The following is a 24,098-nucleotide window of genomic DNA, read 5'->3' as shown; positions in this document are numbered from 1 at the left end:
TGCTGCGGGACGCCGTGGCCGCGCTACCTGCGGTCAATTGCCGTTGTGGTCTTGGGTGGACTGCGGGTCGGCGTCGTGATCGAACGGTTCGCAGTACGGATTCACCTCGCCCGGCGGATTGGGACAGGGCGGTAGCGGGTCGGCCGTCGCGGCGGCCGCGCCGCCGAGCGAAGCCAACGCGATAACCGCTACCGCGAGACCGGCGATGCCCGTGCGTCGCATGATGGCACTCCTTCTGCTGTTGTGATGTCCGGGGCCGATCCAACGCGGTGTTGCTGTGAGTCAGCTGGCTGTCGGCGCAGTGTCCGCTCAGAATCGCTGAATACCAACCGGCACTTGATATTTCGTTATGACCGGTTTGCCGCCTTCGATCGACAGCGGCCTCACCGCGACCATTCAGCAAGTCACCAGACTCGGAATCTACGGTGGCGGGTGATCGTGGGAAAGGAGATCGCGATGTCGGCGCCGACGGTGAAACATGTTGTGTGCGCGCGGCGCTCGGTGGTGTTCCTGCACGGCCAGCCCGGCGCCGGTTCTGACTGGGACGATGTCGTGTCGCTGCTGCCGCCGTCGCTGCGAGCGGTGACGCCGGACCGGCCCGGATACGGTGACAATCGCGGTCCCGCAACGACATTGGCGGACAATGCGCGCTGGCTTGTCGAGCGGCTCACGGACCACAGCGTGCTGGCCGGCCATTCGTACGGCGGCGGTGTCGCACTCGCCGCCGCGGCATGCGCGCCGGAGCGGGTGCGTGGCCTGGTGCTGATCGCCAGCGTCGGTCCCGGCTGCCTGACACCGTTCGACACGGTGCTCGCGGCGCCGATCGCCGGACCGATGCTGTCGATCACGGGACTGTCGCTGCTGCCGTGGCTGGCCCGCCGCTACCCGGGCCACGCCGCCCATCCTGCGCTGCGCACGCTGACCGGACTGCGGCGCAGCCACGGCGCACTGTGGCGCAGCTTCCTGCTGGAACAGCGTGAACTGCGAAATGGCTTGCCGCAGTGGCTCGACCGGATCGCCGGGAGTTCGGTGCCGACCTTGATCATCGCCGACCCCGCCGATAAGGTCGTCCCGTTCGCCACCGCTCGTGCACTACACGATCTGCTGCCCTGCTCCCGGCTCGCGCCGGTCGAACGGGGCGGCCACGACCTGCCGCGACGGGTTCCGCACATTGTCGCCGCGGAGATAGGTGCCTTTGTCGACTCGCTGGATTGACCCGGTGATGCTGCTCGCCCGCGACCGCGTCCAATCGTATTTGCGATCGGACGCGACGGCGGTCGCGATACCGCCCCCGCCCGCCGCCGAACACCGGCTGTGGCGGTGGGTGCTCGACGAGGTGCGGTGGTCGTTCCGGGCGCCGCGACACTGGCTGGAGGGTGTCGGCATCAATGCCGCGCTTTCGCTGCTGTACCTGCTGATCTGGCCGCTGACCGGGAGCACCACCCATCGGCACGGCATGGTGGTACTGGTCGGCACCTACTTCGCGACCTTCATCCTGGCCGATGTCACCACAACCAATGTGCTCGGGCTGGATGCCGAGCGGGTGCGCGCCGCCCTCGCCGACGGCGCCGCGCCGCGCCGCATCCTGGTCACGAAAAACCTTGCGCTGCTGTGCATTGTCGGCCTGCCGACGTTGATACTCACCGCGATCTTCACCATCGCCGACCAGTCGGGCCGATCACTGGCGACCACGCTGCCCGATGTGGCGCTGCCGATCCTGGCGTGGCTCGGCATCGGCAATATCGTCTCGGCGCTGTTCGCCGTGCCGACCCGAACCCTGGTGTGCCGCTGGCGCGAACGCCGCACCGCGGGCACCTTCCGTTGGCTGGTCCATCTGGCGCTGCCGTACGCGCTGTACTACCTGGTGGCCCCGATCGACGGCACCCAGCGCGAGGTGCTGTTCCGCCTCGGCCGACACCTGAGTCCGCACCTGCGCGCCGACCTGCACGCGCTCATCGGCCTCGCCGTCTGGATCCTCGGCACCGCGATCGCTCTGCTCGTCATCCGCCGCCGCGGCCTGCGCTTCTATTGAGGCGCTTGCTATTTCGGGGCGGGTAGGGTGCGGCGGGCCAGGCGGGCGGCCAGCGATGGCGGCGGGTGCCACGGTTCGTAATCGGTTGCGCGCCAGGCATATACGGGTACTTCACGGTGCAGGAGGGTGCGCAGGTCGGATAATTCCAGCGTTTCCGCGGACCAGTTGTACAGGCGCCCGAGGCGGGGCAGGATCATACCGACATCCAGCAAATGGCCGAAACCGTGCTCCATTTCGACATAGGTCGGCACATCGTCGCCGAGCGGGTAGCGGGCCGGGAGCACCCGGGACAGCGAGAGAAAGATTCCGGTCATCCCCAGGCGCGGGTCGCCGAGCAGCGGGGCGAGCGGACCCAGCGGGCCGAGCGCCAGGCGGGGCGCGGCGACCAGCGCATGGGCGTAAAGCACCCGGATCAGCACGAGATTGACGAAGAAACGCTCGACCTTGCCCTCGGCCCACGCCAAATCCTCGTGCTCGAGATAGGCGGAGACGACGCCGACATTGTGCGCCCGGTACCAGGAACGCGCGCTGGGACGCCTGATGAAATCGAGGGTGTGCAGCACACCGGCGCCGGACGGCGCGCCGCCGTATCCGCTGTGTATCGCCTGCGCCTCACAGAAATCCCGGAGCAACCGCTCGTTTATCGCGCGCCACCACGGACTCCCCGGCCGCGCGCCGTCCGCCGGATTCAGCAGTCCGCGCCGCAACTGCCAGCCCATGAACGCCAGCGCGGCCCGGCGATACGGCAGATGCGTGCCGCCCGGCCCCGGCGGCCCCTCGTACAGGCGTCGCATCAGCGCGAACCGCCCGGCCGGGTCATCCAAGACCGCCGTCACCGTGGCCGCCGCGTAATCCGCCGCCGAACGCTGCACGCCCGCGATTATGGCACTCGGTATAGCGCCGCGAGCGGATCGGTTTGGTCGGCGTGAAAGCCTGCGGGGTTGCCGCCGTACGGGACCGGTTCATCCGGGTCGGGCGTGCACGGGCGTTGCTTCGATGTAGCTGCGACCACCGCGGATGTCGCGTTAGGTAAGGCTACCTTACTATCTTCGGGTGGTAGTTGAGACGCGGAACCGAATCGCCCGGCGCAAACAGCCGGTGCTCGCACGTCATCGGGCACTGCGCGAGCTCGTCCGCCGGACGCGGATCGCGCATCGCTGGACGACACCGGTGCTGGGCCTGTTCCTGCTGATCCAGGTGATCTGCGGGACCATCCTGCTGTTCCGTCCGCAACTCGACCAGCTGCGCCATCCGGAACTGTTCGCGAAAACCGAATCGGCGCAAGCGATCACGGCCACCCAGGCGATCGCGGCCGCGCAGGCCGTGAAACCGGACTTGACCGGGCCGATCGCGACCCTGGTCGACGGCGTGTTCCAGGTGCGCAGCGGTAAGGCGGGCGAGGCGGTGTACGTCGACCCGGGCTCCGGCGCGATTCTCGGCACCGCCGATCCGGACGGCGGCGTACTCGGATTCGTGACGAATCTGCACTCCTGTGCCCTGTCCTGCGAGCGGTACCCGGGGTATCAACCGTGGCTCACCGCCAAGGTGCCCTTCATCGAGCTGAAGATCAGCCAGCTGATACTCGGCGGCATCGGTCTGACCTTGGTTTGGTGGTCGCTGAGCGGGCTGCTCATCTGGTGGCCAGGAATACGGAATATCAAGCAGCGGTTGACAATTCACCTACGCCGTGGCGATTACCGGCGCAACCGGGACCTGCACGCGGTGATCGGCGTCGCCTCCTGCGCGTTCCTCCTGTTCTGGGGTATCACCGGCGCCGGCTTCGAACTCCCCGCGATCGGAAAGGTCTGGTACGCACTGACCGGCGGCGCCCCGGCGAAATCGGAATACAATTCGGCCCGCGCCACCGGACCGGATATCGGCGGCGACCGCGCCATCGCCGCCGCGGCCGCGCTCGTACCCGACGGCAGGCTGGTGTATCTCGCCGAACCGTCGCCGAAACCCGCCGACACCTATCGCGTCGCCTTCGCGCTCAATACCGATATGGGCCGTTACGGCGGCACCGTCCCGCTCCCGTCCGTCATTGTCGCGGTGGATCGGCACACCGGCGATACCCACTTCATCAAGGGCGGTACGGATATGTCCCCGAGCACCACCCTGTGGCAGAAATGGAGTTACGGACTGCATTTCGGCTATCTCGCGCCATGGCCGGTGCGGCTGCTCTGGCTGGCCTTCGGCCTCGCGCCGATCGCCTTGGCTATCACCGGCTTTCGCACCTGGTATCAGCGTCGACGCCGGGCCGCGCCGCCGACGTGAGCAGGCGTGGCTCCGCCGCTGCGGCAGCCCACGCACCGAATGCGAAATTCGTTCCCGCGCGGCGGATTTCGACTGCTCCCGAGCCGCCGAGATGTGCCGGTATCACCAATTCCCTTTGATCAGCGGCTTGTTCAAGGATTCGGCGGCGGGTGGTCGCGGCTTGCCGCGGGTCGAGGCACAGGCAGCTGTCGCAGGATGGGTCGAGCAGTTGGATCGGGCTGTGCACCAGGTCGCCGACGAAGACCGCGCGGTCGGCGCCCGACCGCAGGTGCAGGACCGAGGATCCCGGTGTGTGGCCCGGTGCGGATTCCAGAGTGAGGTTGTCGTCTATGCGGTAGCTGCCCTCCCAGAGAACGGCCTGGCCGGCGCGGTGGATCGGGGCGATGCTGTCTTCGTAGAGCAGCCGGTCGTCCGGACGCCTGCCGCCCGCGTAGCCGCCTGCGGGGCCGAAGTAGGCGTCGTCCGCGGCCGGGATGAGGTATTGCGCGCTGGGAAACGTCGGTGTCCATCGGCCGTCGACATCGTGGGTGTTCCAGCCGACGTGATCGCCGTGCAGGTGGGTGTTGATCACGAGATCGACATCGTTCGGATGCACACCGGCCCGGCTCAGGCGGTCGATGAAGTCGCCCTGACGGTGGTGAAACATTGCGCGGCTGGGGCGTTCGCGTCCGTTGCCGACGCCGGTATCGATCAGGATCGTGCGACCACCGCTGCGCAGCACCCAGGTTTGGATCGCGGCCACGACCAGCCCGGTATCGGGATCCCAATGATCCGGCGCCAGCCAGTCCGCGTTATCTCGCCAGGTCTGCTCGGTGGTGTCGGGCAGCAGATCGGGACCCGGCAGCAGTGTGCCCTGCCATTCGATGACGCGGAAGATCTCGACATCGCCCAGCGCAATACTTTGTGAGCTTTCCATGCCTGTGAGCCTATGGATGCGGATTCGAGCCGAACAATGCTTATTGCGCTCACTTTGATACGCAATCGGCTCACGGTTGAGTGTTCTCAGTACCATCGACCCATGGATGTGCTGAGCGACGCGATCGCTGCCATACGCCTGGGGCAACCGTCGTCGAACCGGCTGTATACCCGACAGCCCACCTGGTGCACCCGACTCGCCCCGTACTCCGGCGCGGGCTTCCACATCGTGCTCCAGGGCAGTTGCTGGGTGCTGCCCGATGGGGGTGATCCGGTGACATTGGGAACCGGTGACGCGGTGTTGCTGCCACACGGAACCGGGCATGTGCTCGCCGATCGGCCCACCGACACAAAGGCTTTGGCGCAGGCCGTGCCGTTCGAGCGATGGAGTGCCGAGCAGACAGCCGAAAGATCTTCGGACACAGCCGGATTCGAGGCCCTGTGCGGTAAGTATCGGCTCGACCGCCGCGGGCAGCATCCCCTCGTGGCGGAACTGCCGACGATCATCCACCTACCGGCCCGCATCGGCGACCACCCCGAGCTGCGCGCCGCCATCGACCTACTGGCGCAGGAAGCCGACCAGCGCCGCCCCGGTTCGTGCATCGCCGTTCCGAGCCTGCTCGACCTGCTACTGGTCTACCTGATCCGCGCGTGGATGACCGACAACAAGGCAGGTGTCTGGTCGGCCGCGCTCACCGATCCGGTCACCGCCGCCGCGCTGCGCGCACTGCACACCGATCCGGCCGCACCCTGGAGCAACGACCGGCTCGCCGCCGAAACCGGCGTCTCCCGCGCCACCCTGACCCGCCGATTCGCCACCCTGGTCGGCCAGCCGCCGATGGGCTATCTGACTTGGTGGCGCCTGACCCGCGCCGCCGCGCTGCTCCGCGACACCACCGATCCGCTGTCCGCCATCGCCGACCAGGTCGGATACGCCACTGCCTATGCGTTTTCCAATGCGTTCAAGAAGCAGTTCGACATCTCACCGGGCCGTTACCGGCGTGACCACAGCTCCGCGGCCGTCGGACAGTGAGCGTGCCTGCTACCCGAATCCATTGTCGCCGAAGGCTACTGGATGCGAACGGGCAGCCACTCGAATGGCCGTAACAGCGAAATCCTCAGTGGGCCAACGGCTGGAGCGTGATCCCGAAGCGGCGGCCGAATCTCGAATGGCCGTACCGGAGAAATCCTCGGCAAGCCGCCAGCCGGAGCGTCGTCCCTGAAGTGGCGGCCGGACATGATCTCGAATCTGCCTGTGCTGCAACCATTGTCGACTTCATCGAGTGATCAGGCCAGGTTCGCCCGTGCACTGTCATTGCCGATCGACGTTGGCCCCGGCTCGTTCTCGTGTGATCGATCGAACAGTCCCCTGGGCGGTCGCGCACAGCACCGGATCACCATCGGCGGGAACCGCGAAGACCTGGCATGCGCAGACTGCCTGGCGGCCGGTGGCGTCGATGACGTGGGCGATCGCGCGCAGGCGAACGCCGTCGGCGGGACGCAGATAGGTGATGGTGAAACCGCTGGTCAGAACGTTCGGCCCCAAGGCGACGCCACCGGCGTAGGTGATGGTGTTGTCGGCGAGATAGGCCAGCACGCCGCCGTGGACGTAGCCGAACTGCTGGCGCAGGTTGTCGTGGATCGGGATTTCCAGGGTGGCCCCGTCGGTGTCGAAGGCGGTCAGTTCCGCGCCGAGCAGGACGCTGAACGGCTGGGCGGCCAGCACGGCGCGAGCCAGGTCGAGGGAGGGTGTGGTGGTTGTCATCGGACGACGTCCAAGTTCAGTGTGGTCGCGATGGCATCGGCCAGTTCAACGCCCTTGATCTCGAAGTGGTGGGCGAAGTACGCCAGATGCTCTGCATGCTCGTGGAAGTGGTGCGGCGTGAGCACGGCGGAGAATACTGGGACATCGGTATCGAGCTGAACCCGCATCAGCGCGTCCACCACGGTGGATGCCACGAAGTCGTGCCGGTAGATGCCGCCGTCGACGACCAGCGCGCAACCGGCCAGCGCGACGTACTCGCCGCTGCTGGCCAATCGCCTTATGCGCAAGGGTATTTCGAAGGCGCCCGGAACTTCGAACACATCGACATCGGTGAATCCGCGCTCGGTCAGGCGGGTCCGGCAGGCCGCCACCGCCCGGTCGACGATATCGGCGTGCCAGCGCGCGGCGACGAGGGCGATGCGGTTCGGAGTGGGTGACATGGTTCCTCCTTGCCCGGCCCGCCGTGGAACAGCCTGTCCCAGGCGGGGTCTGGGCGTTGTCGTGCCGAAAGCCTCGGCGTCAGTGCTGATTCTGGTGGACCCTGCTCTTGCGAACCTGGTCGCTGTGGATCCGCCCGCGCAGAAATCGAACGTATCGGCTGTGCCGGCTCCGCGCCGCCGTCCCCGGAACCAGTGCGGTCTCGGCGCGGTCGAGTGCGTCCTCCAATGCGGCATCGTGTAGCCAGCGCCAGGCGAGGGCCCAGGTGAACCGATCCTTTCCGTGGGTTCGCATGATCAGCTCGTGCGTCAGGCGGGTACGTGTGGCGTCCAGCTCTTCGACGATGAATCCGTGCGTCCCGTCGAATCCGGTCGGCCGATGGAACCGGAACTTCACCTCGCGTCCGGGAACGTATTTCACGCAGGTGTAGCGGATCGGTCCATGGCCACCGGTGGCGTCGACTTCCAATGGCCGATCGAACCGCATCGCGGGCCACTGCTGGACCGGCCACAGTCGATCGTCGTCGGTCGCCAGCGTTTCGAGCAGCCGACCCACCGCCTCGGCATCGGCTGCGATCACCCGGCTGTGGATATTGCTCACCATGACCTGGACCTTTCATTTAGCGACTGATCTCTAATTTCAAATTAGAGGGTATTCTCCAATACGTGTCAAGGAAACCAGCGCACACCCTGGACTCGCTGCTGGACGCCGCTGCCGACCTGGCCGCGTCGCGCGGTGCCGCCGCGGTCACCATGAGCGCGGTCGCGGCCGCGGTCGGCGCGCCGAGCGGCTCGGTCTACTACCGCTTTCCCGACCGGTCGGCGCTGCTGGCAGGTCTGTGGTTGCGTAGCGTGGACCGATTCCAGCGCGGATTTCTCGAGGCCTTGCGTATCGACCCGCCGCGGCAAGCCGCCATGCGGGCCGCGCATCACGTCACCGACTGGTCGCTGCGGCATCCGACCGAGGCCGCGGTATTGCTCGCGGGTCCACAAGCCTTCGGGTCCGCGCAGTGGAGTGCCGAATCCCGGGACGTGGCCGCGGCGCAGCAGGCCCGAATCGACTCCGCTGTAAGGGAACTCGGCGATCGGCTGGGTTTCCACAGCCCAGCCGATCGCGAACGACTGGCTCTCCTGATCATCGAATTGCCGTATGCGGCCGTGCGGCGATGCGCCCGCAAGACCGCCGCCGACCTGACCGCCGCCGCGGAGGCCGTCGACCGGATCGTCCGTGACGCGCTCGGCGAAGACGGCGATGCGTTATCGGATTCCGGGCACGGGGGCTGATGTCGATTACCTGGTCGCTTCGGTCAGGTCCGACTGTCTATGAAGTTTGTCCAAATCCCTTGCGGGGTCGAGGTATTGGGTGTCGCTCGCCTGGTGCGGCAATTCGGTCATCGCGTGCGGGGTCCGCCCGAGGTTGTCATCGCGGTGTTCTCGGCGGGCTCGTGTTCCCTGGTCGAGGCGCGGCGCTCCCAGCCTGGCGGTTACAGGGCGAGCATGGCTGCGGCGACCTGGTCGGCCGCGGTGTGGCGCAGGGCGGTACCCATATCGTCGAGGACGAGCAGTCGCGCACCGGGGATTTCGGCGGCGAGGACCTCGGCGTTGCCGACCGGGAAGAACAGATCGGCGCGACCGTGCACCACGAGCGTTGGCATGTCGAGCTCCCTGAGCCGGTGCCGCCAGCGCGGGGCGCAGTCGATCCGGGAGAAGACCATCCCGAGTTGATTGGCCTGATGCACCGCGGGATCGTTCGACGACGTCCGGTCCCAGATCCGGGCCGCCGTCGCCAGCGTTTCCTCCGGGTCGTTGCCCATCGGCTCGGCCCCCGAGGCGGCGAACACCGCGACAGCCTCCCGGTCGGTCCAGTCCGGCAGCGGCCGGGAGAACACCGCGCCCATGACCGCGGGGTCGTGATCCGGCAGGTCCTCGTCGACCGGACCCGGCGCCACCGGCCGAGTACCGACGAGGGTCAGCGCGCGGAACACATCCGGGTGATCCAACGCGGCGACCTGAGCGACCATGCCGCCGACGCCGACGCCACCGAGATGAGCGGTCCCGGCACCGAGCACCTCGACCAGCACGGCCGCGTCGGCGCCGAGATCCCGCAGGTTGTACGCCGGATTCTCCGGGTCGAGGGTCGTCGACGCGCCGGAGTCGCGCAGGTCGTAGCGAACCACGCGCCGCCCGCCCGCCGCGAGCCGCTCACACAGCGCGTCGGGCCAGGACAACATCGTCGTGCCGCCGACCAGCAGGACCAGCGGATCATCCGCACGGCCAAAGCTCTCGACGCCGAGCTCCACACCGTTCGCCCGCACCGAGGTCATCGGTCTCGTCATACCTGGACTCCTGTCTATCGGTATTCCCAGAGGTATCGACGACAGATCCACCCACAAGTCATCGGTGCAGCCGAGACCATGTCCACCCCGGACTCAGTGTCAGTTGGGATCCCCCACTCGCGGCCATTGGCGGGGAGCTATCTGGCCACCGAGGCCAGCCAGTAGCAAACGATCGCGCGGCGGAATCTGGCCGATATGCGGCATGTGCGTGCACTCGGATTCATCTCGTGCCGGTCGGCTGATTGCCCAGTAGGGTCGCGGCTGTGAGTAGTTCGGATTGCCAGTGCGTGATCTGCCATGACTACGGTGATCGCGCCGAAATGCACCCTGGCGATCAGAAATTGGTCGACGACATCGGCGAGCATGGCTGGGGCGTGCTCGGCATCCCCGCGAGCGACATCACCGGTCCTTGGGCGTTCACTGTGGGTTTGTGGCACACCTATCGTGTGCCCGAGGTGGCCATATTCGGGATATCACCGCAGAATGCGATGGCGATGCTCAACCTCGTGGGTGACCAGGTCGCCGCAGGCGCGCGACTCCAAGTCGACCAGTGGATCGACGACGTGCTGCCCGACGACTATCGAATGAGATTGCGGCCGATCGCCGAGTCCTGGCGCAGGCTGTTCTTCGGTACGGCTATTCGCTACTATCGCGCCACTGCGGAATAGCCCGTCCTGCAGTGCGTCTGGCCGGATCGATCTCACCGGTTCCCGGGTGAGGCCGGATCCCCTCCCGAACTCGACGAAAAACAGCCGAGGCTGGAAGTGGAACCGGATGAGTATCCTCATGGCGGCTGGACGGCCTACCACGCGGAGTGGGCAAAGAAGAAGTAGTAGCGCGGACGCTGCTGATACCGCCCGCTCCTCGGCACTATCGGATGTTCGCGTAATCGACTGGCGGCCAACGGCTACGGCTCACCCGAGTGCCCGGAACGAGCCATGAGCGCGTTTGCCGTCAGTATCACGCTACCGAGCTTGCGGTGAGGGTGGTGAGCAGCGTCGCGAGGCGATCGCGGGTGATGGTGAGCTCGTCGAGGGTGGACTGTACGGCGGACAGCTTGCGGGCGACCGCCTCGGCACCGGCCGGGCAGGAGGGAGCCAGCACCTTCTCAGATTCCAGGCAGGGCAGGAAGCCGACGATCTCCTCGGCGGTGAATCCCACCGACAGCAGTCGGCGGATGTTGTCTACCCGGCGTACCGCGCGCTCGTCGTACTCCCGATATCCGTTTGACGTGCGCTGGTCGGGCAGGAGCCCGTGGGCTTCGTAGTAGCGAATAGCGCGGCGGGTCACATTCGTCCGCTCGGCCAGCTCACCGATCCGCATTCCGCCTCACCTCATGCTGCACTCAGACCGCCGTCCACCCGGATCACCTGCCCGGTCAGATAGCCTGCTTCAGGGCGGGCCACGGCCACGAGCCACCAGGCTATCTCGTCCGGTTCGGCCGGGCGGGACAGCGGTATGCGGCTCACATACTGCATAGCCGATTCGATCTGTTCCGATGTCAGGCCGGCGTTGGTGAGGATCGGGGTCTGTGTGATGCCGGGCGCCACCGATACGACGCGGATGCCTCTGTCGGCGAGTTCCAGTGCCCAGGTCTTGGTGAGGAAGTCCATAGCCACTTTGGTCGCGCCGTACACCGAGTTGCCGTGCCAGCCCCGGTCCGGTGTGTTCGACGTGATGTTGATGATGATCCCGCCGGCTCCGATATGCGGCAGCGCGGATTGGGTCAGGAACAGTGGCCCGGTCAGATTGGTGACGAACTGCTGCTCAGCGACGTCCGGGTCGATCTCACCGAGGGCAGCGGGCCGAGTGATCGCTGCGTTGTTCACCAGCACGTCGATCCGCCCGAACTGGCGCACCGCCGCGTCCACGATCGCGGCTCGACCCTCGGCCGTCGCGACATCGGCAACGACGGTGCGCACACCCGTCCCCTCGGCAGTCTCGTTCAGTGTTCCCTCGGTTCGCCCGGTCACGAGGACATTCGCGCCCGCGGCGGCGAACTGGCGTGCCGCTGCCCGCCCGATCCCGGTGCCCCCGCCGGTAATGACCACGGCGAGCCCTTGGAGAGAATTCGATTCGCTCATGCCTGCGACGCTAAACCTTGACCCCGGGGTGAAGGTCAAGCGTCCAACACGGACGACACTTCGTCGACTCGAGGCGACCCGCTTGCGGCACAACATGTTCCAGGCCGTGGCAAATGACACAGAACACCCTGAAAGCGGCATTTTGGCGCGTTCGGGGTATCAGCTAACGATGTGCTCTGCTCCGTGAGCTGGCCGCCTACGGGAACTGGCACTCGATCTCGGCATCCTTGCGGGGCCAGCGCCTCGGTGGCCTGGACGCGCCAGGTATTCGGGTTGATCGGTGTCGGACGAAACTCCTTGTCGGCCAAAGGCTTGGCGCTCGTGGGTCACGAAACTTCTTGCGGTCGTTATAGGAGGCGGGCCGGGGACGGACGGTTTTGCGGCCGGGCCGAAATCCGTGCGGCCATGATGACGAGCGTGGCCACCGCGAGGACGCCTGCGGCGATTTCGAACACCAGGTCGGCGCCGGTTCGGTGAAAGAGCCAGTATCCTCCTAAGGTTTCGCCTCCCAGCGCTCCGGCGAAGACCGCGAGCCGGTGCCGATCCTGCCAGCCTTCGCGGGTCGACCATTCTCGAATGAGCAGATAACCGGCCGCGCCAATAGCGCACTGCGAGAGCAGGATTGCGGGGATCGGCACGTGTCGCAGCCACGGGTCGGGTATCAAGTTCATCCAGAACCATAGAAGCGTTCCAGCCGCCGCGGCCGGACCCACCGCCCACGCCGACGGGGCTCGGCCGGTCGCACGCGCGATCCCATTCGCCCACTTGGTACTCCACCAGCCCAGCAGCGTCAGGACGGCGGCGAACAATGCGACGCCGAGATACCTCGACAGTCCGATTTCGGCATGGACTCCGTAGATTCGCGGCATTGCCACTGAGCGCCAGAACACCCAGGTGAAGGCGGCGTCGAAAACGAAGACGACAACCGCGACGGAGATGCCGACTCCGCCGAGCCAGGACTCATGGCGGCGGCAGTGAAAAATGGTCTCGGTCAACAGAATCGGCAGTGTCATGCTCCAGATCGAATGCAGGCCGGTATTGAATGCGGCGTAGGGCCAGAAGACGCCGAAAGCTACCCCATAGGGATGACCATTCGGCGGAAATATCTGCGGGGTGAGCCAGGTCGGCTCCAGCAGACCTTCCTCGATGGCGGCGTACACGGCCCCGAGTATCAGCATCGACGGCCAGCCGCCGCCGCGCCGCCGCACAACCTCTCGGATCACCAGCGCCCCTGGGCCATACAAGCCCATCTCCACGGGTAGACCGCCGATGATCGACAGCGTTGTCGATCCGGTCAGAATCTCTGGAATCGTCGTCGCGAGCACGGCGAGCACCACCACCGGCCATCCCCGCCATGATCGCACTCGCTGGTGAAAAGCCTGATGAGACATGGTGTTCCGCCCCCTTACCGAAAACCTCAGACCTAATTATCTTAGTCACTGAGATAATTAGAGACTAAGGTAGATTTGGGGGATGGCGCAAGCGGATACGCCCGAACCGGCACAGTCAGGCGAGTTGCTCGGACGCGAGTTCGCCTCGGCCATGGTCAATTTCCACGAAGTCGCCGGCCGGCTGATGGGGCTCAGCGCGACCGAACGGAAGTGCATCGACACGCTCCAACGTCTGGGACCGGTGACGGCCGGGACCATTGCCGAGAGCACCGGCCTGACCACGGGAGCGGTCACGGGTCTGGTCGATCGGCTCGAACAGGCCGGTTACGCTCGGCGCGTTCGGGATCCGCTCGATCGCCGCAAAGTGATCGTGCAACTGGTCGCGAACGAACAGATGGACAACCTGCTCGCCGAGATCTTCCGGCCGTTCATACGAGACATGAACGCGCTCAACGATGGATACAGCGAGGCCGAGCTCCGCGTGATCGGCGATTGGGTGCGAAAGACGACAGATGTGCTGATAGCCAACACGCGACGGATCGCCAACCTGAAAAGCCTCTAGCCGCAGGTCGGACAGATTTTCGACATCGCGCCTACGGCTGGGGTGGACGGTGCACGGTGGACCAGAACCCGCATCGGTGTTCGGCATCGAGGTCCACTGGGTGAACCATGTTGGGGGCCAATGATAGAACGTCTGTCGGGATGCGGTACTTCGGCCAGTTAGGTGTGTTCGCGCCGTTCGGGTCGCCGGTTCGAGCGAAGCGAGTCCAGTAGCCGATCATGGTGTCCGACAGTCGATTCTGCTCGGCGGATAATGGGGTCGGGAATTCGGGGCTGTCGAAGAGATAGGGTATTTCGCCGACGTGCAGTGCGCCGGTCGGGAAGTGCGCCTTGGCCATATCCTTGCCCCACGGTGGGTTGGGATCGGCGAATTCGTATGCGTACGTGGTGGTTTGGGCGGACAACGCATCGTCGGTCAGGAGTGCGGTGCAGGCCCACGTGTAGTCGGAGAACAACCGCGCGAGCGCCTCGCTGGGGGAGCCGTAATCGGACAGCGGATATTTCGCCGCGATCCGATCTGCGTCCGCGCCGAAGGCGCTATCGAGCTGGTTACGGTAGTCGGCGGGTGTGTATACGTGATCGGTGAACGACTCGATGGCCCAGATGAACGTGCTGTGCTCATCGTGGGTGGTGCCGTGAATCACCGGGACCCGGTTGAACTTTCCGGTCGCGATCGCCTCGACCGGTGCGAGCGGCAGCGGTGTGCCCTGTCCGCCGTAGGCCGGGCCGTATCCGGCGCCGTCCGCGGCGGCCAATATTTTCGCGGCGGGGACGGCGCGCAGGCAGGCCGCCGCATCGGCAGCGGCGCCGCAGCCGAGTTTGTCGGCCAGCTCGCGGCCCTGCTGTTCGGCGGCGGCACGCGGCCGGGCGAACCAGTACCCGTCGCCGTAGGGCCACTGATTCGTCTCCGAGCACGGACTGCTCTGCACGATGGCACGCTGGAACAGGCCCGCTGCGGACGGCGAGGCGAGTAGGGAGCAGGTGCTGGTAGCCCCGGCGGACTGGCCGAAAAGCGTTACGCTGTCCGGATTTCCGCCGAAGCGGTCGATATTGCGCCGCACCCAGCGCAGTGCGGCCTGCTGATCGAGCAGTCCGTAGTTGCCCGACGGGGCGTCGGCGGTGTCCAGTCCGGGATGCACCAGGTAGCCCAGCGCGCCGAACCGGTAGTTCAGGGTCACCACGACCACACGGCCCTCGGTGGCCAGGCGGCGAGCCTGGTAGGGGTCGGCGGAGCCGAAATAGAAACCGCCGCCGTGGATCCAGACCATCACCGGCAGTTTTTCACCGTCCGCGTGATCGGGTGCGGTGACGTTGAGGTACAGGCAATCCTCGGAATCACTGGCCGGATCGCCCATCGGGCTCGCGTTCTGCACGCAGGGGTGACCGGGCGCGGTGGCGTCGCGAACGTCGCGCCACGGCACGGGCGGAGCCGGTGGGGCCCAACGCAATCGGCTCACCGGCGGGGCGGCATAGGGGATCCCCTGAAAGGTTCGGTAGCCGTCGGCGGCGGTGCCGCGAACGGGGCCATCCCCGATCTGGACGATCGGATGCTCTTGCGCTGCTGGTGTTTTCGAATCATGTGCGGTGCAGCCGAGCAGGCAGGCCGCCGCGATCAACGAGACGGCGCACAGGCGTGAGTATTTGCGGATCACCGCTCCCCTTGCTTAATGTATTAGATACACTAACTCGAGCGATGGCACCGTGTTGCCGGAGGAATCAGGGGCAGATGTGGAACGGCAAGTGCCGGACGAACTCTCACGACTGTGGCGGTTGCCGGGCGCCGGGCGTACCGGAAGACCCGCGGAACTCGATGTGGAACGCGTGGTGCGGGCGGCGGTCGCACTCGCCGACGAGGCGGGCCTGCAAGCCGCGACACTGCCGAAAGTCGCTGAATCCCTTGGCTATTCGACCATGTCGCTGTACCGCCACGTCGGTTCGAAGGATGAACTGCTGACGCTCATGCTGGACGCGGGTGTCGGCAGTCCACCCGATATTCGTACCGGCCCGGCACAGTGGCGTGACGGGTTGCGCGAATGGACCTATGCGTTGCGCGACGTATATGTCGAAAGGCGTTGGCTGATAGACGTTCCGGTCTCCGGTCCGCCGTCGGGCCCGAACCAGATCGCCTGGTTCGATGCCGGTCTGAAGGTGCTGCGTGCCGCCCGGCTCACCAGCAATGCGAAAATCGCGGTGCTGGCGCTGCTCAGCGGCTATGTGCGCCAAATAGTGACGCTCGCCGCCGAACACAATCCCGGACTCGGTCCGGATCCGGCGCAGACGTACCGTACATACGCCGCGAACCTGGCCCGGCTCGTCGACCGGAACCGATTTCCCCATGCCGCAATGCTGTTCGCCGGGAACGCCTTCGAGGCGCCCGAATACGGCACCGAACCGATCACCGAATTCCACTTCGATTTCGGCCTGAACACCATTCTGCGCGGCATCGCCGAGGACTGATCCCGCTGGGTGGCCACCCGGCTCGCGCGACGAACAAATCTATCAACGGGTGATGAAGTCTGTGATCGCAATTGTTGTGGCGCTGGGGTTTCCGTCGTTTTGGCGGGGTGCGGCGGTGAGGACGTCCAGGTGGGTGTAGCCGATGCCGGTGGCGGCGTCGGGTGGGCGCAGCGGGTGGGAGCCCGGGTTGAGGAGCTGGACGATGGGGGTGAGGAGTTGGAGGGTGTCGTTGACGGTGCCGTTGGTGCCGTAGATGTAGACGGCTCGTTTTTCGAAGGGGCCGTTGGGATATGGCACCGGGGTGGTGTCTTTTCTCGGCGTGCCGGGGAAGAAGGCGTCGAAGAAGACGGTGGGGCCTTCGAACAGCTGGCGGGCCAGCGAGTGGATGTCGGTGTGTTCGGTCTGGGGTGTGGAGTAGACGCGGCCGGTGTTGTCGGGTGCAGCGGGTTGGTCGTAGTTGTTCCAGGTGTAGAGGGCTTTCGGGTCGGCGGGGGCGACCTTGTCGAAGCCGAGCAGAGATTTCTTCAACGGCCAGCCGATGAGTGGCAGGGTGATGTCGGTGCCGGGAATATCGGCCAGTTCCTCGGGCAGCCACAGGTACTTCTCGCGCACGGGTCCGCCGCCGAAGCTGCCGAAGCTGATGTCGGCCGCGGTGAGCGGCATGGAGTTGTTGTCGAGCAGCGCTCCGAGCATGGCGGTGTTGGTGTAGCGGAAGGACCGGACATCGGGGTCGTTGGTGATCAATTGCAGGTGATCGGCGGCGAGCAGGCCACGCAGAATCAGCTCCATATTCGGGCTGTGCGGCAGCATCCGCAGCAGCTGTGATTCCTCGTCGGGCTCGAAGTAGGCGGCGATTGCGGCGATGGAGAACAGTGTCATGGCGTCGGGCACCACACTTTCGGGCAGGATGCCCTGGAAGAAGGACCTGCCTGCGGTGGCCGGTGGGGTGCCCGGATTATCTTGCGGCCGTGATTGTTTCGAGTCGGCTTGGTCGATGGTGAGTGCGGTGTCGAGTACGACGAAGCCCGCGCATTGGGCGTAGCCGGGGGCGGGATGGTCAGCGTTGCCGAATTCGGTGGCGGCGAAGTAGCTCAGGTTCTCCCCGCCTTGCGAATGTCCGGCGCAGTAGACCTTTTTCGCTCGCTGTTGCGGATCGGGGATCGCCTCGGCGATGGCGGTGTACCAGTCGCGGTTCTGCTGGTCCAGGTCATCGGATTTCAGCGCTTCGGTGTCATCGGATGACGGCCAGCCGGGGAAGGTTCGTCCGTCCACCGCTTTGTGGTTGAAGTAGTAGTCGACGGCGACTCGGTAGTCCTTGGCCGCGATGGCGGCATCGAGTCCGGTGCGGTCGTAGTAGCAGGGCGAACGGCGTTGCATGCCCCAGAATTCGACCGCGCGGCCTCGATCGTGGCCGCGCCGCAGTGCTTCCGGGGCCAGTGAGTCGAATTGTTCTGGGCCGCTGAACATTCCGGGCATCGCGGTGACGACGGCATCGGCGTCCCCGGATTGTTGCGGGCCGTCGGCGAGCCGGTACCGCAGATAGTCGACGTAGTCGCAGCCGGGTGGATGCGGGCCCGCCGCCGCGGGCAGCGGGGAGTGCACCTGGACCCAGCTCTTGACCACGCCGGGCCCGGCCTCGCCCAGGGGCTTCTCGATCCGTTGGCCGACCGTCTGATCGGCGTGTGCCGGCGAGACGCCGATCAGCTGGGCCGACAACATGAGCTGACAGACGGCCATACCGGCCACTACGGGTTTGTGTTTCATCGCCATCGCCTCGGCAAAAGTAGAAAACATGAATGTTTCTCACAAAAGCTAACAGCCGAGGCGTTCCGCGAGCGCTAATTGCTCTGGGGAATAGGGGATTTGGGGAATCAGTCGACACTCGGTGGTGGAATATCCACCAGCAGTAGAGCATTCACCACAGCCAGGATCGTCGGCAGCAGATCGGGTAGCCGCTCGGCGCCGTGCGCCCGGAGCTGGGTGGTGAGTAGCCGGGCGACCGCGCCGACGATCGCCTGGGCCACGGCTTCGGAGAGTTCGGCAGGCAGATCGGGGCGCTTGCGCCGCGCCACGGTGACATGCTCACGCAGCGCGGTGGCCGCCTGCGACAGGTACCGCTCGTACTGATCCTGAATCTCGCCGCCGGCCTGTGGAGCGGCCAGCAAGAACACTCGGGCGAAGGCCGGTTTGCGCGCCAGGGCTTCGCATACGCCCCGCCACCCCGCGGCGATCCTGTCGTCCCGCTCGACGCCGCCCGTATCGGTCGCGTTGATGATCTCGACCATCAAGTCCTCGAACCCGTGCTGCAGGGCGGCGGCGAAGCAGGCGTCCTTATCGGCGAAATGCTCGTAGAACGTCCGCCGCGACACACCCGCACGGGCGATCACGTCGGCGACCGTGGCGGTCCGGTACCCCTTCTCCGAGACGACTTCGATTACCGCATCGAACATCCGCAGCCGTTGCGACGCCAGCACGGTGCCGCGGTCGAGCTTGTGCGGCCCCTTCGGCAATGCCCGCCGCGCTCGCCCATCCGGCAAGTTACCCACAAGCCAAACGTACAGCCGCGCAAGGGGGCCGCAATACGACGCCTATGTCGAGTGTGCGAGCCCAAATTGTTGGTCGCCTCGCGCCGGGGCGTCGTGTGAAACTGTGTCCGGGCTACCGTCCGGCCCGTGCGCGGCATGTCGATCGAAGTGCCGTTCTCGACTCGGCGCCGAGGGCGTTGTAGGCGGCGATTACGAGGCTGGTAGCGCGGTTGTCGCCGGTGGTGTTGAGGCCGCCGGTGGAGATCATGTGATTCATGACGTAGGCGACGACCATGCGGGCGTCGAGATCGAGGTAGACCAGGGAACCACCGGCGCCGCCCCAGTAGCAGGTGCGGGGGCCTGCCATCGGGAGTTCGCCCTCGGCGAGGGCGTATCCCATACCGAATCGGAGCTGCCGGTCGAGTATCAGGTCGCGTCCGTCGGATTGCTGGTCGAACACCGCACGGCAGCCGTGTTCGGACAGCAGCCGCACGCCACGGGCCTGGCCGCCGCAGGCCAACACCGATTGGATGGTGGCGACCGAGCGGGCGTTGCCGTGGCCGTTACCGGCGGGGATGTCGGCTGCTCGCCACTGCCGGGTGGACACGATCTCCTCGGGGTGGTCGAGTACGTCGGGTTCCCCGATTACCTTGGCGCGCATCCGTTCCTGCTCGGGGGTGAGGGTCTCCACGTGGGTGCGGAAGGCGTTGGAGACGCGGTGATCATGTTCGGCGGGCAGTCCGAAGTGGAAGTCGGCACCCAGCGGCCCGGCCACCTGCTCACGGAAAAAGGTCGCCACGCTGTGACCGGTGACCCGGCGGATCACCTCGCCGACCAGAAAGCCTTGGGACAGAACGTGATACCCCGACTTGGTGCCGGGCTCCCACCACGGCGCCTGCGCGGCCAGCAGGCTCGTGCACAGCTCCCAGTCGTATATCTGCTCGGGCGCTCGCAGCGGTCGGTCCCACCCGGCGAGACCGGAGGTGTGCGACAACAGATGTCGCACTTGCACATCGGCCTTGCCCGCGGCGGCGAACTCGGGCCAATACTTCGACACCGGCGCGTATAGGTCGATCGCACCTTGGTCGGCGAGGATAAGCGCGCACAGGTTGGTCATGGTCTTGGAGGTCGACCAGACATTGACCAGGGTGTCGCGCTCCCAGGGGCGGGTGCGCTCTCGGTCCGCATGCCCGCCCCAGAGGTCCACCACGGGTTCCCCGTCGATGAACACCGCGGCCGAGGCGCCGCCTTCCCCCTCGGTCAGGGTCTTCTCGAAAGCGTCTCTGACGCAGGCGAATCGGTCATCGCATGCACCATTCATGGGGACCACGTCTGTGCCTTTCAGTCGAGCGGGTTGTTCGCGAACGATCCGGCTGGAATCGGATTCACCGGTGCCGACCTGCTGATGGGGCAGCGCCGCGTCATCGGGGTCGATGAGCACAGGCTGCCCGGCGGCCACGATCTCTCAACTACAGCAGCCGAGATGGACGGCTCTCTAGGCTGTCGCGGACAGTGACGATGGCGGTGATTGTCCGAAATCGACACTCGATGAGATGGAGTAGGCGTGGGAGAGCGCCGCCTCGCGCCCAGAGTGTGGCGGTGACCATAATGTGTGGCGGATGGGGGTGGACTCGGTTAGGGTGGTCGTGCGAGGCGGGGAAGTTCCTGGATCTATAGCTGGGGGCCGAGTTGAGTTCCTCCGCGTCGTCCAAATGTTTTCCGAGCCTCGATCACCGCGATCGAGGCTCGTTCCTGTGTGCGGTGGGACAGTGCCCGCGCAGAGTCAGAACTCGATACCGCCGACCGTTACCGGGATAGCCGGTCCTGGATCCGGCCGCATCGCGTCCACCGGCGAGTCATCTGAAAATGTTGTGCAGCAGGGTGTTTCACTGTCGAATCGGATTCGCTCAGCGCGGCAAGCGATTCAGGCATCGACGAAGTCGGATTCGTAGGCGAGGATCACGGCCTGTGTGCGGTCTCGCACATCCAGTTTGGCCAGGATCGCGCTGACATGGCTTTTGACGGTTTCGGAACCGAGGTGCAGCTGCGCGGCGATTTCGGCGTTGGACAGTCCTCTGGTCATATGCCGCAGCACGGTTTGCTCGCGCTCGGTGAGCGAAGCCCGCTCGAACGTGGTCTGCGCCTGGGTATTGGCGCGTCCGGCCGCGAGGCGGCGCAGCGCTGCCGGATAGAGCAGTGAATTCCCTTCCGCCACAGTTCGAATGGCGTTCGCTATCTCGGCGGGTCGTGCCCGTTTCAGCAGAAAGCCGTCGGCGCCCGCCCGCAGCGCACCGTAGACGTAGTCGTCGTTTTCGAAAGTCGTGATGATGAGGATCTTGGGCGGGTCGGACATCGCGCGCAGAATCGCCCGCGTGGTTTCGATGCCATCCATCAGCGGCATCCGGACATCCATGGCGACGAGGTCGGGTCGCAGCCGCTTGATCAACGGCAGTACCGCGACCCCGTCGGCGGCCTCGGCCACCACCTCGATATCGGATTGAGCGTCGAGGATGGCACGTAGGCCGGAGCGGGCGATGGGTTCGTCGTCGACGAGCAGGACGGTGATCGGCGTCGCGTTCATCGCAGCGGGAGTTCGACGTGCACCTGCCAGCTGTCTCCGAGCGGCCCGAGACGGGCCAGTCCACCGAGGAGTCCGGCACGTTCGCGAATGCCGCGCAGGCCGCTGCCGGTGCGTGATCGGCTCGGTCGTTCTGGTAGCGGGTTGCGCACGCACAGTTCGAGCCGCGCCGTGTCGACCCGCACCGAAACATGTATGGGCCCGGGGCCGTAGTGCCGCAACACGTTGGTCAACGATTCCTGCAGGATGCGATAGCCTTCCCGCGATATCGGGCCGGGTATCGAGTCGACCGCACCCTCGACGACCACCTCCACCGACGCGCCCGCGGAACGTGCCGACTCGAAGAGAGCGGCCGAGGAGGCCAGTGTTGGACGCTCGACGACCGGCTGCCCGGCGGCGCGCAGCACCCGCAGCACCCGATCCAGGTCGTCGAGGGCGGCCCGGCCGGTGTCCTCGACGGCACTCAGCGCACGGTCGGTGAACTGTGCATCCGTGGTGGTCCGGGCGGCGCCGGCCTGCAGGACGATCGCGGTCAGGGCGTGACCGATCGAGTCGTGCAACTCGCGGGCGATGCGATTGTGTTCCAGCAGTTGTTCGGTGCGCGCCTCCAGCATCCGCAACCGTTCGGTCGGTGACGGCCCGAGCAGTCTGCGGGCCGCGACGGTGACGAGTTCGCCGAGTCCCACCACCGTGATCGACAGAATTGCCAGCGGTACCGGGATCGCTACCGCCCACCACCAGTGCGATGGCAAGTGGACCAGGGTGTCCCGGGTCGGTGCGGCGCCGACACTGGCACGGATCAGATCCGTGCACAGCCACACCGTGCCGACCCCGACCGCGAGCAACACCGCGCTGCAAGCGAGCCGAATCTCCAACCACCACACCGTGCGCCAGCGGTCCGGCCAGGTGGTCGCGGGCGCGGCCGTGAGGGAGGCGTCGGGTGTGCCGCGGGTGAGCAGCAGCTCGGCCTGGATTCCTTCGGCCAACCGGGTCACGGGCAAGAGGCCGAGCGGAATCATCAACAGCGCAACCACATACGGTCGGCCGGGGTCGATGAACAGCCAGAGCGCCGCGATCGTCAACGGCACACACAGATGTATGCCGCGGGTATAGGTCAGCGGACGGAACAGGGCGAACACCTTCCCATCGTCGCAGTTCGGGTTCGTCCCGGTCCTCCCCCGTCCGGGGGAAGGCGGCGGTACGCGCGGGGGAGGTCCGCCACGCCGTCTCCGGCCAGGCTGATGACATGACCACGATCGACAGGTACGTGCGCCTGCTACTCGCCGTGTTCGTACTCCTCGTTCCGTGCGTGGCGGGGTGCGCGCGGGACGAGGACATTCGCACTGTGCTGCAAGCGATTCCGGGATTGCGCGTCAAGGGTGAACAGCCCGCATCGGGCGGCAGGTTCTTCGAACTCACCTATCGCCAGCCGATCGACCACGACCATCCCGAGCGCGGCGACTTCGACCAGCGCCTGACGCTGCTGTACCGGGCCACCGATCGGCCCATGGTGCTCTACACGAGCGGCTACGATCTGACTTCGAACGTCGCCTTCCGAGCCGAGCCGACCGAACTGGTCGGCAGTAACCAGATCGTCACGGAGCAGCGGTATTTCGGTTCCTCCCGGCCAGCCGCCCCGGACTGGACCACGCTCGACATCCGGCAGGCCGCTGCCGATCACCACCGCCTCATCGCGGCATTGCGGCCGATATTCCGGGGTGCGTGGATCTCCGCCGGAGCCAGCAAGGGCGGTATGGCGTCGATCTATCATCGGCGCTTCTATCCCGATGATGTAGTCGGCACGATCGCCTACAGCGCCCCGAACATCCTCGACGATGCGGACCCGACCGCCTACGACCGATTTGTCGCCGAGGTCGGCACGCCCGAATGCCGGGCCGCAATCATTGCGGTCCAGCGCGAAATCCTGTTGCGGCGCAAGGAAATCGATGACCGGCTCACCGACTGGGCCCGACGTTCCGGCTATGCTTTCCAGACAGTCGGCGGCGTAGACCGCGTCGTCGAGTTGGTGACGCTGCAGGTGCCGATGTACTTCTGGATGCACCGCGGCGTGGCCGACTGCGGTGCCATTCCGCCCGCCGCGGCAACCACCGAAACGCTCTACACATGGTTGGACGACCTCGTACAACCGGCCTCCTACACCGATCAGGGCCTCGCGGTCGCACTGCCGTCGTTCTATCAGCTGGGTACGCAGCTCGGCACGGCCCGATACTCCGCACCGGGACTGACCGATCTGCTGCGCTATCCGAACATCCAGGACATGCGCAACTATGTGCCACGAGATATTCCCCTGCGTTTCGACCCTGACGCGATGGCCGATATCGACCGCTGGGTCCGACGCGACAGCACCGGGCTGATCTTCATCTACGGCGCGAACGACCCTACGCGGGCAAAACCTTTCCGCCTCGGTCCCAGTCCCCACGGTGACGCCGTCTACCTGGCCCCCGCCGCAAATCATCTCGCCCGTATCGCAAATCTGACAGCTGCCGACCAAGCCGCCGTACTCGCGGCCCTCACCCGCTGGTCGCACGGATCCGGTTCGCATTGATATTCGGGATCCGGCACGCGTGCACCATCCCGGGCCTTCCGATAAATGGCGCAAAATGATCATAATAGGCACCGATTCACATATCATCGGACGCGGTATTCCTCGAATCGCGGGGCCCGGACGGGGCTGCCGCCGCACTTCATCGATGCTGTACCCCATTCGGCAAGGGAGCGAACG

At 66.1% G+C, this 24,098-nt stretch carries 25 protein-coding genes; 9 read left to right on the top strand and 16 right to left on the bottom strand.

The genetic code is table 11. The annotated features are described in order from the left end of the window. Positions 1–33 precede the first annotated feature (33 nt). Positions 34–222 (bottom strand): hypothetical protein, encoded by a 189-nt coding sequence (locus LGY53_RS39125; protein ID WP_225731730.1) that lies wholly within the window; start codon positions 220–222, stop codon positions 34–36. Between the two features lie 234 nt (positions 223–456). On the opposite strand from LGY53_RS39125, the gene LGY53_RS39120 reads away from it, so the two are divergent. Both LGY53_RS39120 and LGY53_RS39115 read left to right on the top strand, forming a co-directional pair. Next, the gene (locus tag LGY53_RS39120; protein ID WP_225731729.1) at positions 457–1,215 is read left to right on the top strand and encodes an alpha/beta fold hydrolase; all 759 of its coding nucleotides are present in this window, start codon (positions 457–459) and stop codon (positions 1,213–1,215) included. Next, on the top strand, positions 1,190–2,032 hold the full coding sequence (locus LGY53_RS39115; RefSeq protein WP_225731728.1) for a hypothetical protein: 843 nt from the start codon (positions 1,190–1,192) through the stop codon (positions 2,030–2,032). Before LGY53_RS39120 ends, LGY53_RS39115 begins: the two co-directional genes overlap by 26 nt. Positions 2,033–2,040: 8 nt before the next feature. On the opposite strand, the gene LGY53_RS39110 is transcribed toward LGY53_RS39115, so the two are convergent. Continuing rightward, entirely contained in the window at positions 2,041–2,904 is an 864-nt protein-coding gene (locus tag LGY53_RS39110; RefSeq protein WP_225731727.1) for a hypothetical protein, read from the bottom strand. 181 nt (positions 2,905–3,085) lie between these two features. Here LGY53_RS39110 and LGY53_RS39105 point away from each other — a divergent pair, with 181 nt between their 5' ends. Next, positions 3,086–4,306: a PepSY domain-containing protein gene (locus LGY53_RS39105; protein ID WP_225731726.1), complete on the top strand. Its 1,221-nt coding sequence runs from the start codon at positions 3,086–3,088 to the stop codon at positions 4,304–4,306. On the opposite strand, the gene LGY53_RS39100 is transcribed toward LGY53_RS39105, so the two are convergent. Then, on the bottom strand, positions 4,251–5,222 hold the full coding sequence (locus LGY53_RS39100; protein WP_225731725.1) for an MBL fold metallo-hydrolase: 972 nt from the start codon (positions 5,220–5,222) through the stop codon (positions 4,251–4,253). The genes LGY53_RS39105 and LGY53_RS39100 overlap by 56 nt on opposite strands. A 102-nt stretch (positions 5,223–5,324) precedes the next feature. Here LGY53_RS39100 and LGY53_RS39095 point away from each other — a divergent pair, with 102 nt between their 5' ends. Beyond that, positions 5,325–6,254, top strand: coding sequence for an AraC family transcriptional regulator (locus LGY53_RS39095; protein ID WP_225731724.1), 930 nt, complete (start codon positions 5,325–5,327; stop codon positions 6,252–6,254). Between the two features lie 279 nt (positions 6,255–6,533). Here the strand turns inward: LGY53_RS39095 and LGY53_RS39090 are convergent, their stop codons facing one another. The 3 genes from LGY53_RS39090 to LGY53_RS39080 form a co-directional block, all read right to left on the bottom strand. After that, positions 6,534–6,986 carry a PaaI family thioesterase gene (locus tag LGY53_RS39090; protein WP_225731723.1) on the bottom strand — a complete coding sequence of 151 codons (453 nt, stop codon included), beginning with the start codon at positions 6,984–6,986 and terminating at the stop codon, positions 6,534–6,536. Beyond that, a complete protein-coding gene (locus LGY53_RS39085) occupies positions 6,983–7,426 on the bottom strand; it encodes a 6,7-dimethyl-8-ribityllumazine synthase (RefSeq protein ID WP_225731722.1) in 444 nt (147 codons plus the stop codon). Before LGY53_RS39085 ends, LGY53_RS39090 begins: the two co-directional genes overlap by 4 nt. Before the next feature lie 79 nt (positions 7,427–7,505). After that, entirely contained in the window at positions 7,506–8,027 is a 522-nt protein-coding gene (locus tag LGY53_RS39080; RefSeq protein ID WP_225731721.1) for an SRPBCC family protein, read from the bottom strand. A gap of 62 nt (positions 8,028–8,089) precedes the next feature. Here LGY53_RS39080 and LGY53_RS39075 point away from each other — a divergent pair, with 62 nt between their 5' ends. Then, positions 8,090–8,707 (top strand): TetR/AcrR family transcriptional regulator, encoded by a 618-nt coding sequence (locus tag LGY53_RS39075; RefSeq protein ID WP_225731720.1) that lies wholly within the window; start codon positions 8,090–8,092, stop codon positions 8,705–8,707. 200 nt (positions 8,708–8,907) lie between these two features. On the opposite strand, the gene LGY53_RS39070 is transcribed toward LGY53_RS39075, so the two are convergent. After that, positions 8,908–9,747 carry an alpha/beta fold hydrolase gene (locus LGY53_RS39070; protein ID WP_374111305.1) on the bottom strand — a complete coding sequence of 280 codons (840 nt, stop codon included), beginning with the start codon at positions 9,745–9,747 and terminating at the stop codon, positions 8,908–8,910. Positions 9,748–10,100: 353 nt separating this feature from the next. Between LGY53_RS39070 and LGY53_RS39065 the strand changes: the two genes are divergently transcribed. Beyond that, on the top strand, positions 10,101–10,427 hold the full coding sequence (locus LGY53_RS39065; protein ID WP_225731718.1) for a DUF4262 domain-containing protein: 327 nt from the start codon (positions 10,101–10,103) through the stop codon (positions 10,425–10,427). 292 nt (positions 10,428–10,719) lie between these two features. On the opposite strand, the gene LGY53_RS39060 is transcribed toward LGY53_RS39065, so the two are convergent. From LGY53_RS39060 to LGY53_RS39050, 3 genes are all read right to left on the bottom strand, one after another. Then, a complete protein-coding gene (locus LGY53_RS39060; RefSeq protein WP_225731717.1) occupies positions 10,720–11,082 on the bottom strand; it encodes a MerR family transcriptional regulator in 363 nt (120 codons plus the stop codon). Positions 11,083–11,093: 11 nt separating this feature from the next. Beyond that, positions 11,094–11,882 carry an SDR family NAD(P)-dependent oxidoreductase gene (locus tag LGY53_RS39055; RefSeq protein WP_225731716.1) on the bottom strand — a complete coding sequence of 263 codons (789 nt, stop codon included), beginning with the start codon at positions 11,880–11,882 and terminating at the stop codon, positions 11,094–11,096. Positions 11,883–12,190: 308 nt separating this feature from the next. Next, positions 12,191–13,183 carry a hypothetical protein gene (locus LGY53_RS39050; RefSeq protein ID WP_225731715.1) on the bottom strand — a complete coding sequence of 331 codons (993 nt, stop codon included), beginning with the start codon at positions 13,181–13,183 and terminating at the stop codon, positions 12,191–12,193. Positions 13,184–13,316: 133 nt separating this feature from the next. On the opposite strand from LGY53_RS39050, the gene LGY53_RS39045 reads away from it, so the two are divergent. After that, a complete protein-coding gene (locus LGY53_RS39045; protein ID WP_225731714.1) occupies positions 13,317–13,796 on the top strand; it encodes a MarR family winged helix-turn-helix transcriptional regulator in 480 nt (159 codons plus the stop codon). A gap of 31 nt (positions 13,797–13,827) precedes the next feature. Here the strand turns inward: LGY53_RS39045 and LGY53_RS39040 are convergent, their stop codons facing one another. Beyond that, the gene (locus LGY53_RS39040; RefSeq protein WP_225731713.1) at positions 13,828–15,447 is read right to left on the bottom strand and encodes a carboxylesterase/lipase family protein; all 1,620 of its coding nucleotides are present in this window, start codon (positions 15,445–15,447) and stop codon (positions 13,828–13,830) included. Positions 15,448–15,523: 76 nt separating this feature from the next. Here LGY53_RS39040 and LGY53_RS39035 point away from each other — a divergent pair, with 76 nt between their 5' ends. Continuing rightward, on the top strand, positions 15,524–16,252 hold the full coding sequence (locus LGY53_RS39035; protein ID WP_225731712.1) for a TetR/AcrR family transcriptional regulator: 729 nt from the start codon (positions 15,524–15,526) through the stop codon (positions 16,250–16,252). A gap of 42 nt (positions 16,253–16,294) precedes the next feature. On the opposite strand, the gene LGY53_RS39030 is transcribed toward LGY53_RS39035, so the two are convergent. The 5 genes from LGY53_RS39030 to LGY53_RS39010 all read right to left on the bottom strand — a co-directional run bounded on the left by LGY53_RS39030 (position 16,295) and on the right by LGY53_RS39010 (position 22,494). Beyond that, positions 16,295–18,016, bottom strand: coding sequence for a hypothetical protein (locus LGY53_RS39030; protein ID WP_225731711.1), 1,722 nt, complete (start codon positions 18,014–18,016; stop codon positions 16,295–16,297). Positions 18,017–18,123: 107 nt separating this feature from the next. Then, the gene (locus tag LGY53_RS39025; protein ID WP_225731710.1) at positions 18,124–18,798 is read right to left on the bottom strand and encodes a TetR/AcrR family transcriptional regulator; all 675 of its coding nucleotides are present in this window, start codon (positions 18,796–18,798) and stop codon (positions 18,124–18,126) included. 112 nt (positions 18,799–18,910) lie between these two features. Next, complete coding sequence (locus LGY53_RS39020) at positions 18,911–20,107, bottom strand: serine hydrolase domain-containing protein (protein WP_374111304.1); 1,197 nt, start codon at positions 20,105–20,107, stop codon at positions 18,911–18,913. A 594-nt stretch (positions 20,108–20,701) separates the two neighbouring features. Further along, positions 20,702–21,358, bottom strand: a complete 657-nt coding sequence (locus tag LGY53_RS39015; protein ID WP_225731708.1) for a response regulator transcription factor — start codon at positions 21,356–21,358, stop codon at positions 20,702–20,704. After that, positions 21,355–22,494, bottom strand: a complete 1,140-nt coding sequence (locus tag LGY53_RS39010) for a histidine kinase (protein ID WP_225731707.1) — start codon at positions 22,492–22,494, stop codon at positions 21,355–21,357. Before LGY53_RS39010 ends, LGY53_RS39015 begins: the two co-directional genes overlap by 4 nt. Before the next feature lie 107 nt (positions 22,495–22,601). Here LGY53_RS39010 and LGY53_RS39005 point away from each other — a divergent pair, with 107 nt between their 5' ends. Beyond that, positions 22,602–23,921: a S28 family serine protease gene (locus LGY53_RS39005; protein WP_225731706.1), complete on the top strand. Its 1,320-nt coding sequence runs from the start codon at positions 22,602–22,604 to the stop codon at positions 23,919–23,921. Positions 23,922–24,098: the final 177 nt, after the last annotated feature.

This window comes from Nocardia sp. JCM 34519.1 (assembly GCF_020361265.1).
Taxonomy (GTDB): domain Bacteria; phylum Actinomycetota; class Actinomycetes; order Mycobacteriales; family Mycobacteriaceae; genus Nocardia; species Nocardia arthritidis_A.
The sequence above is the reverse complement of the archived record's forward strand: the minus strand, read 5'-3'. Positions and strand labels throughout refer to the sequence as shown.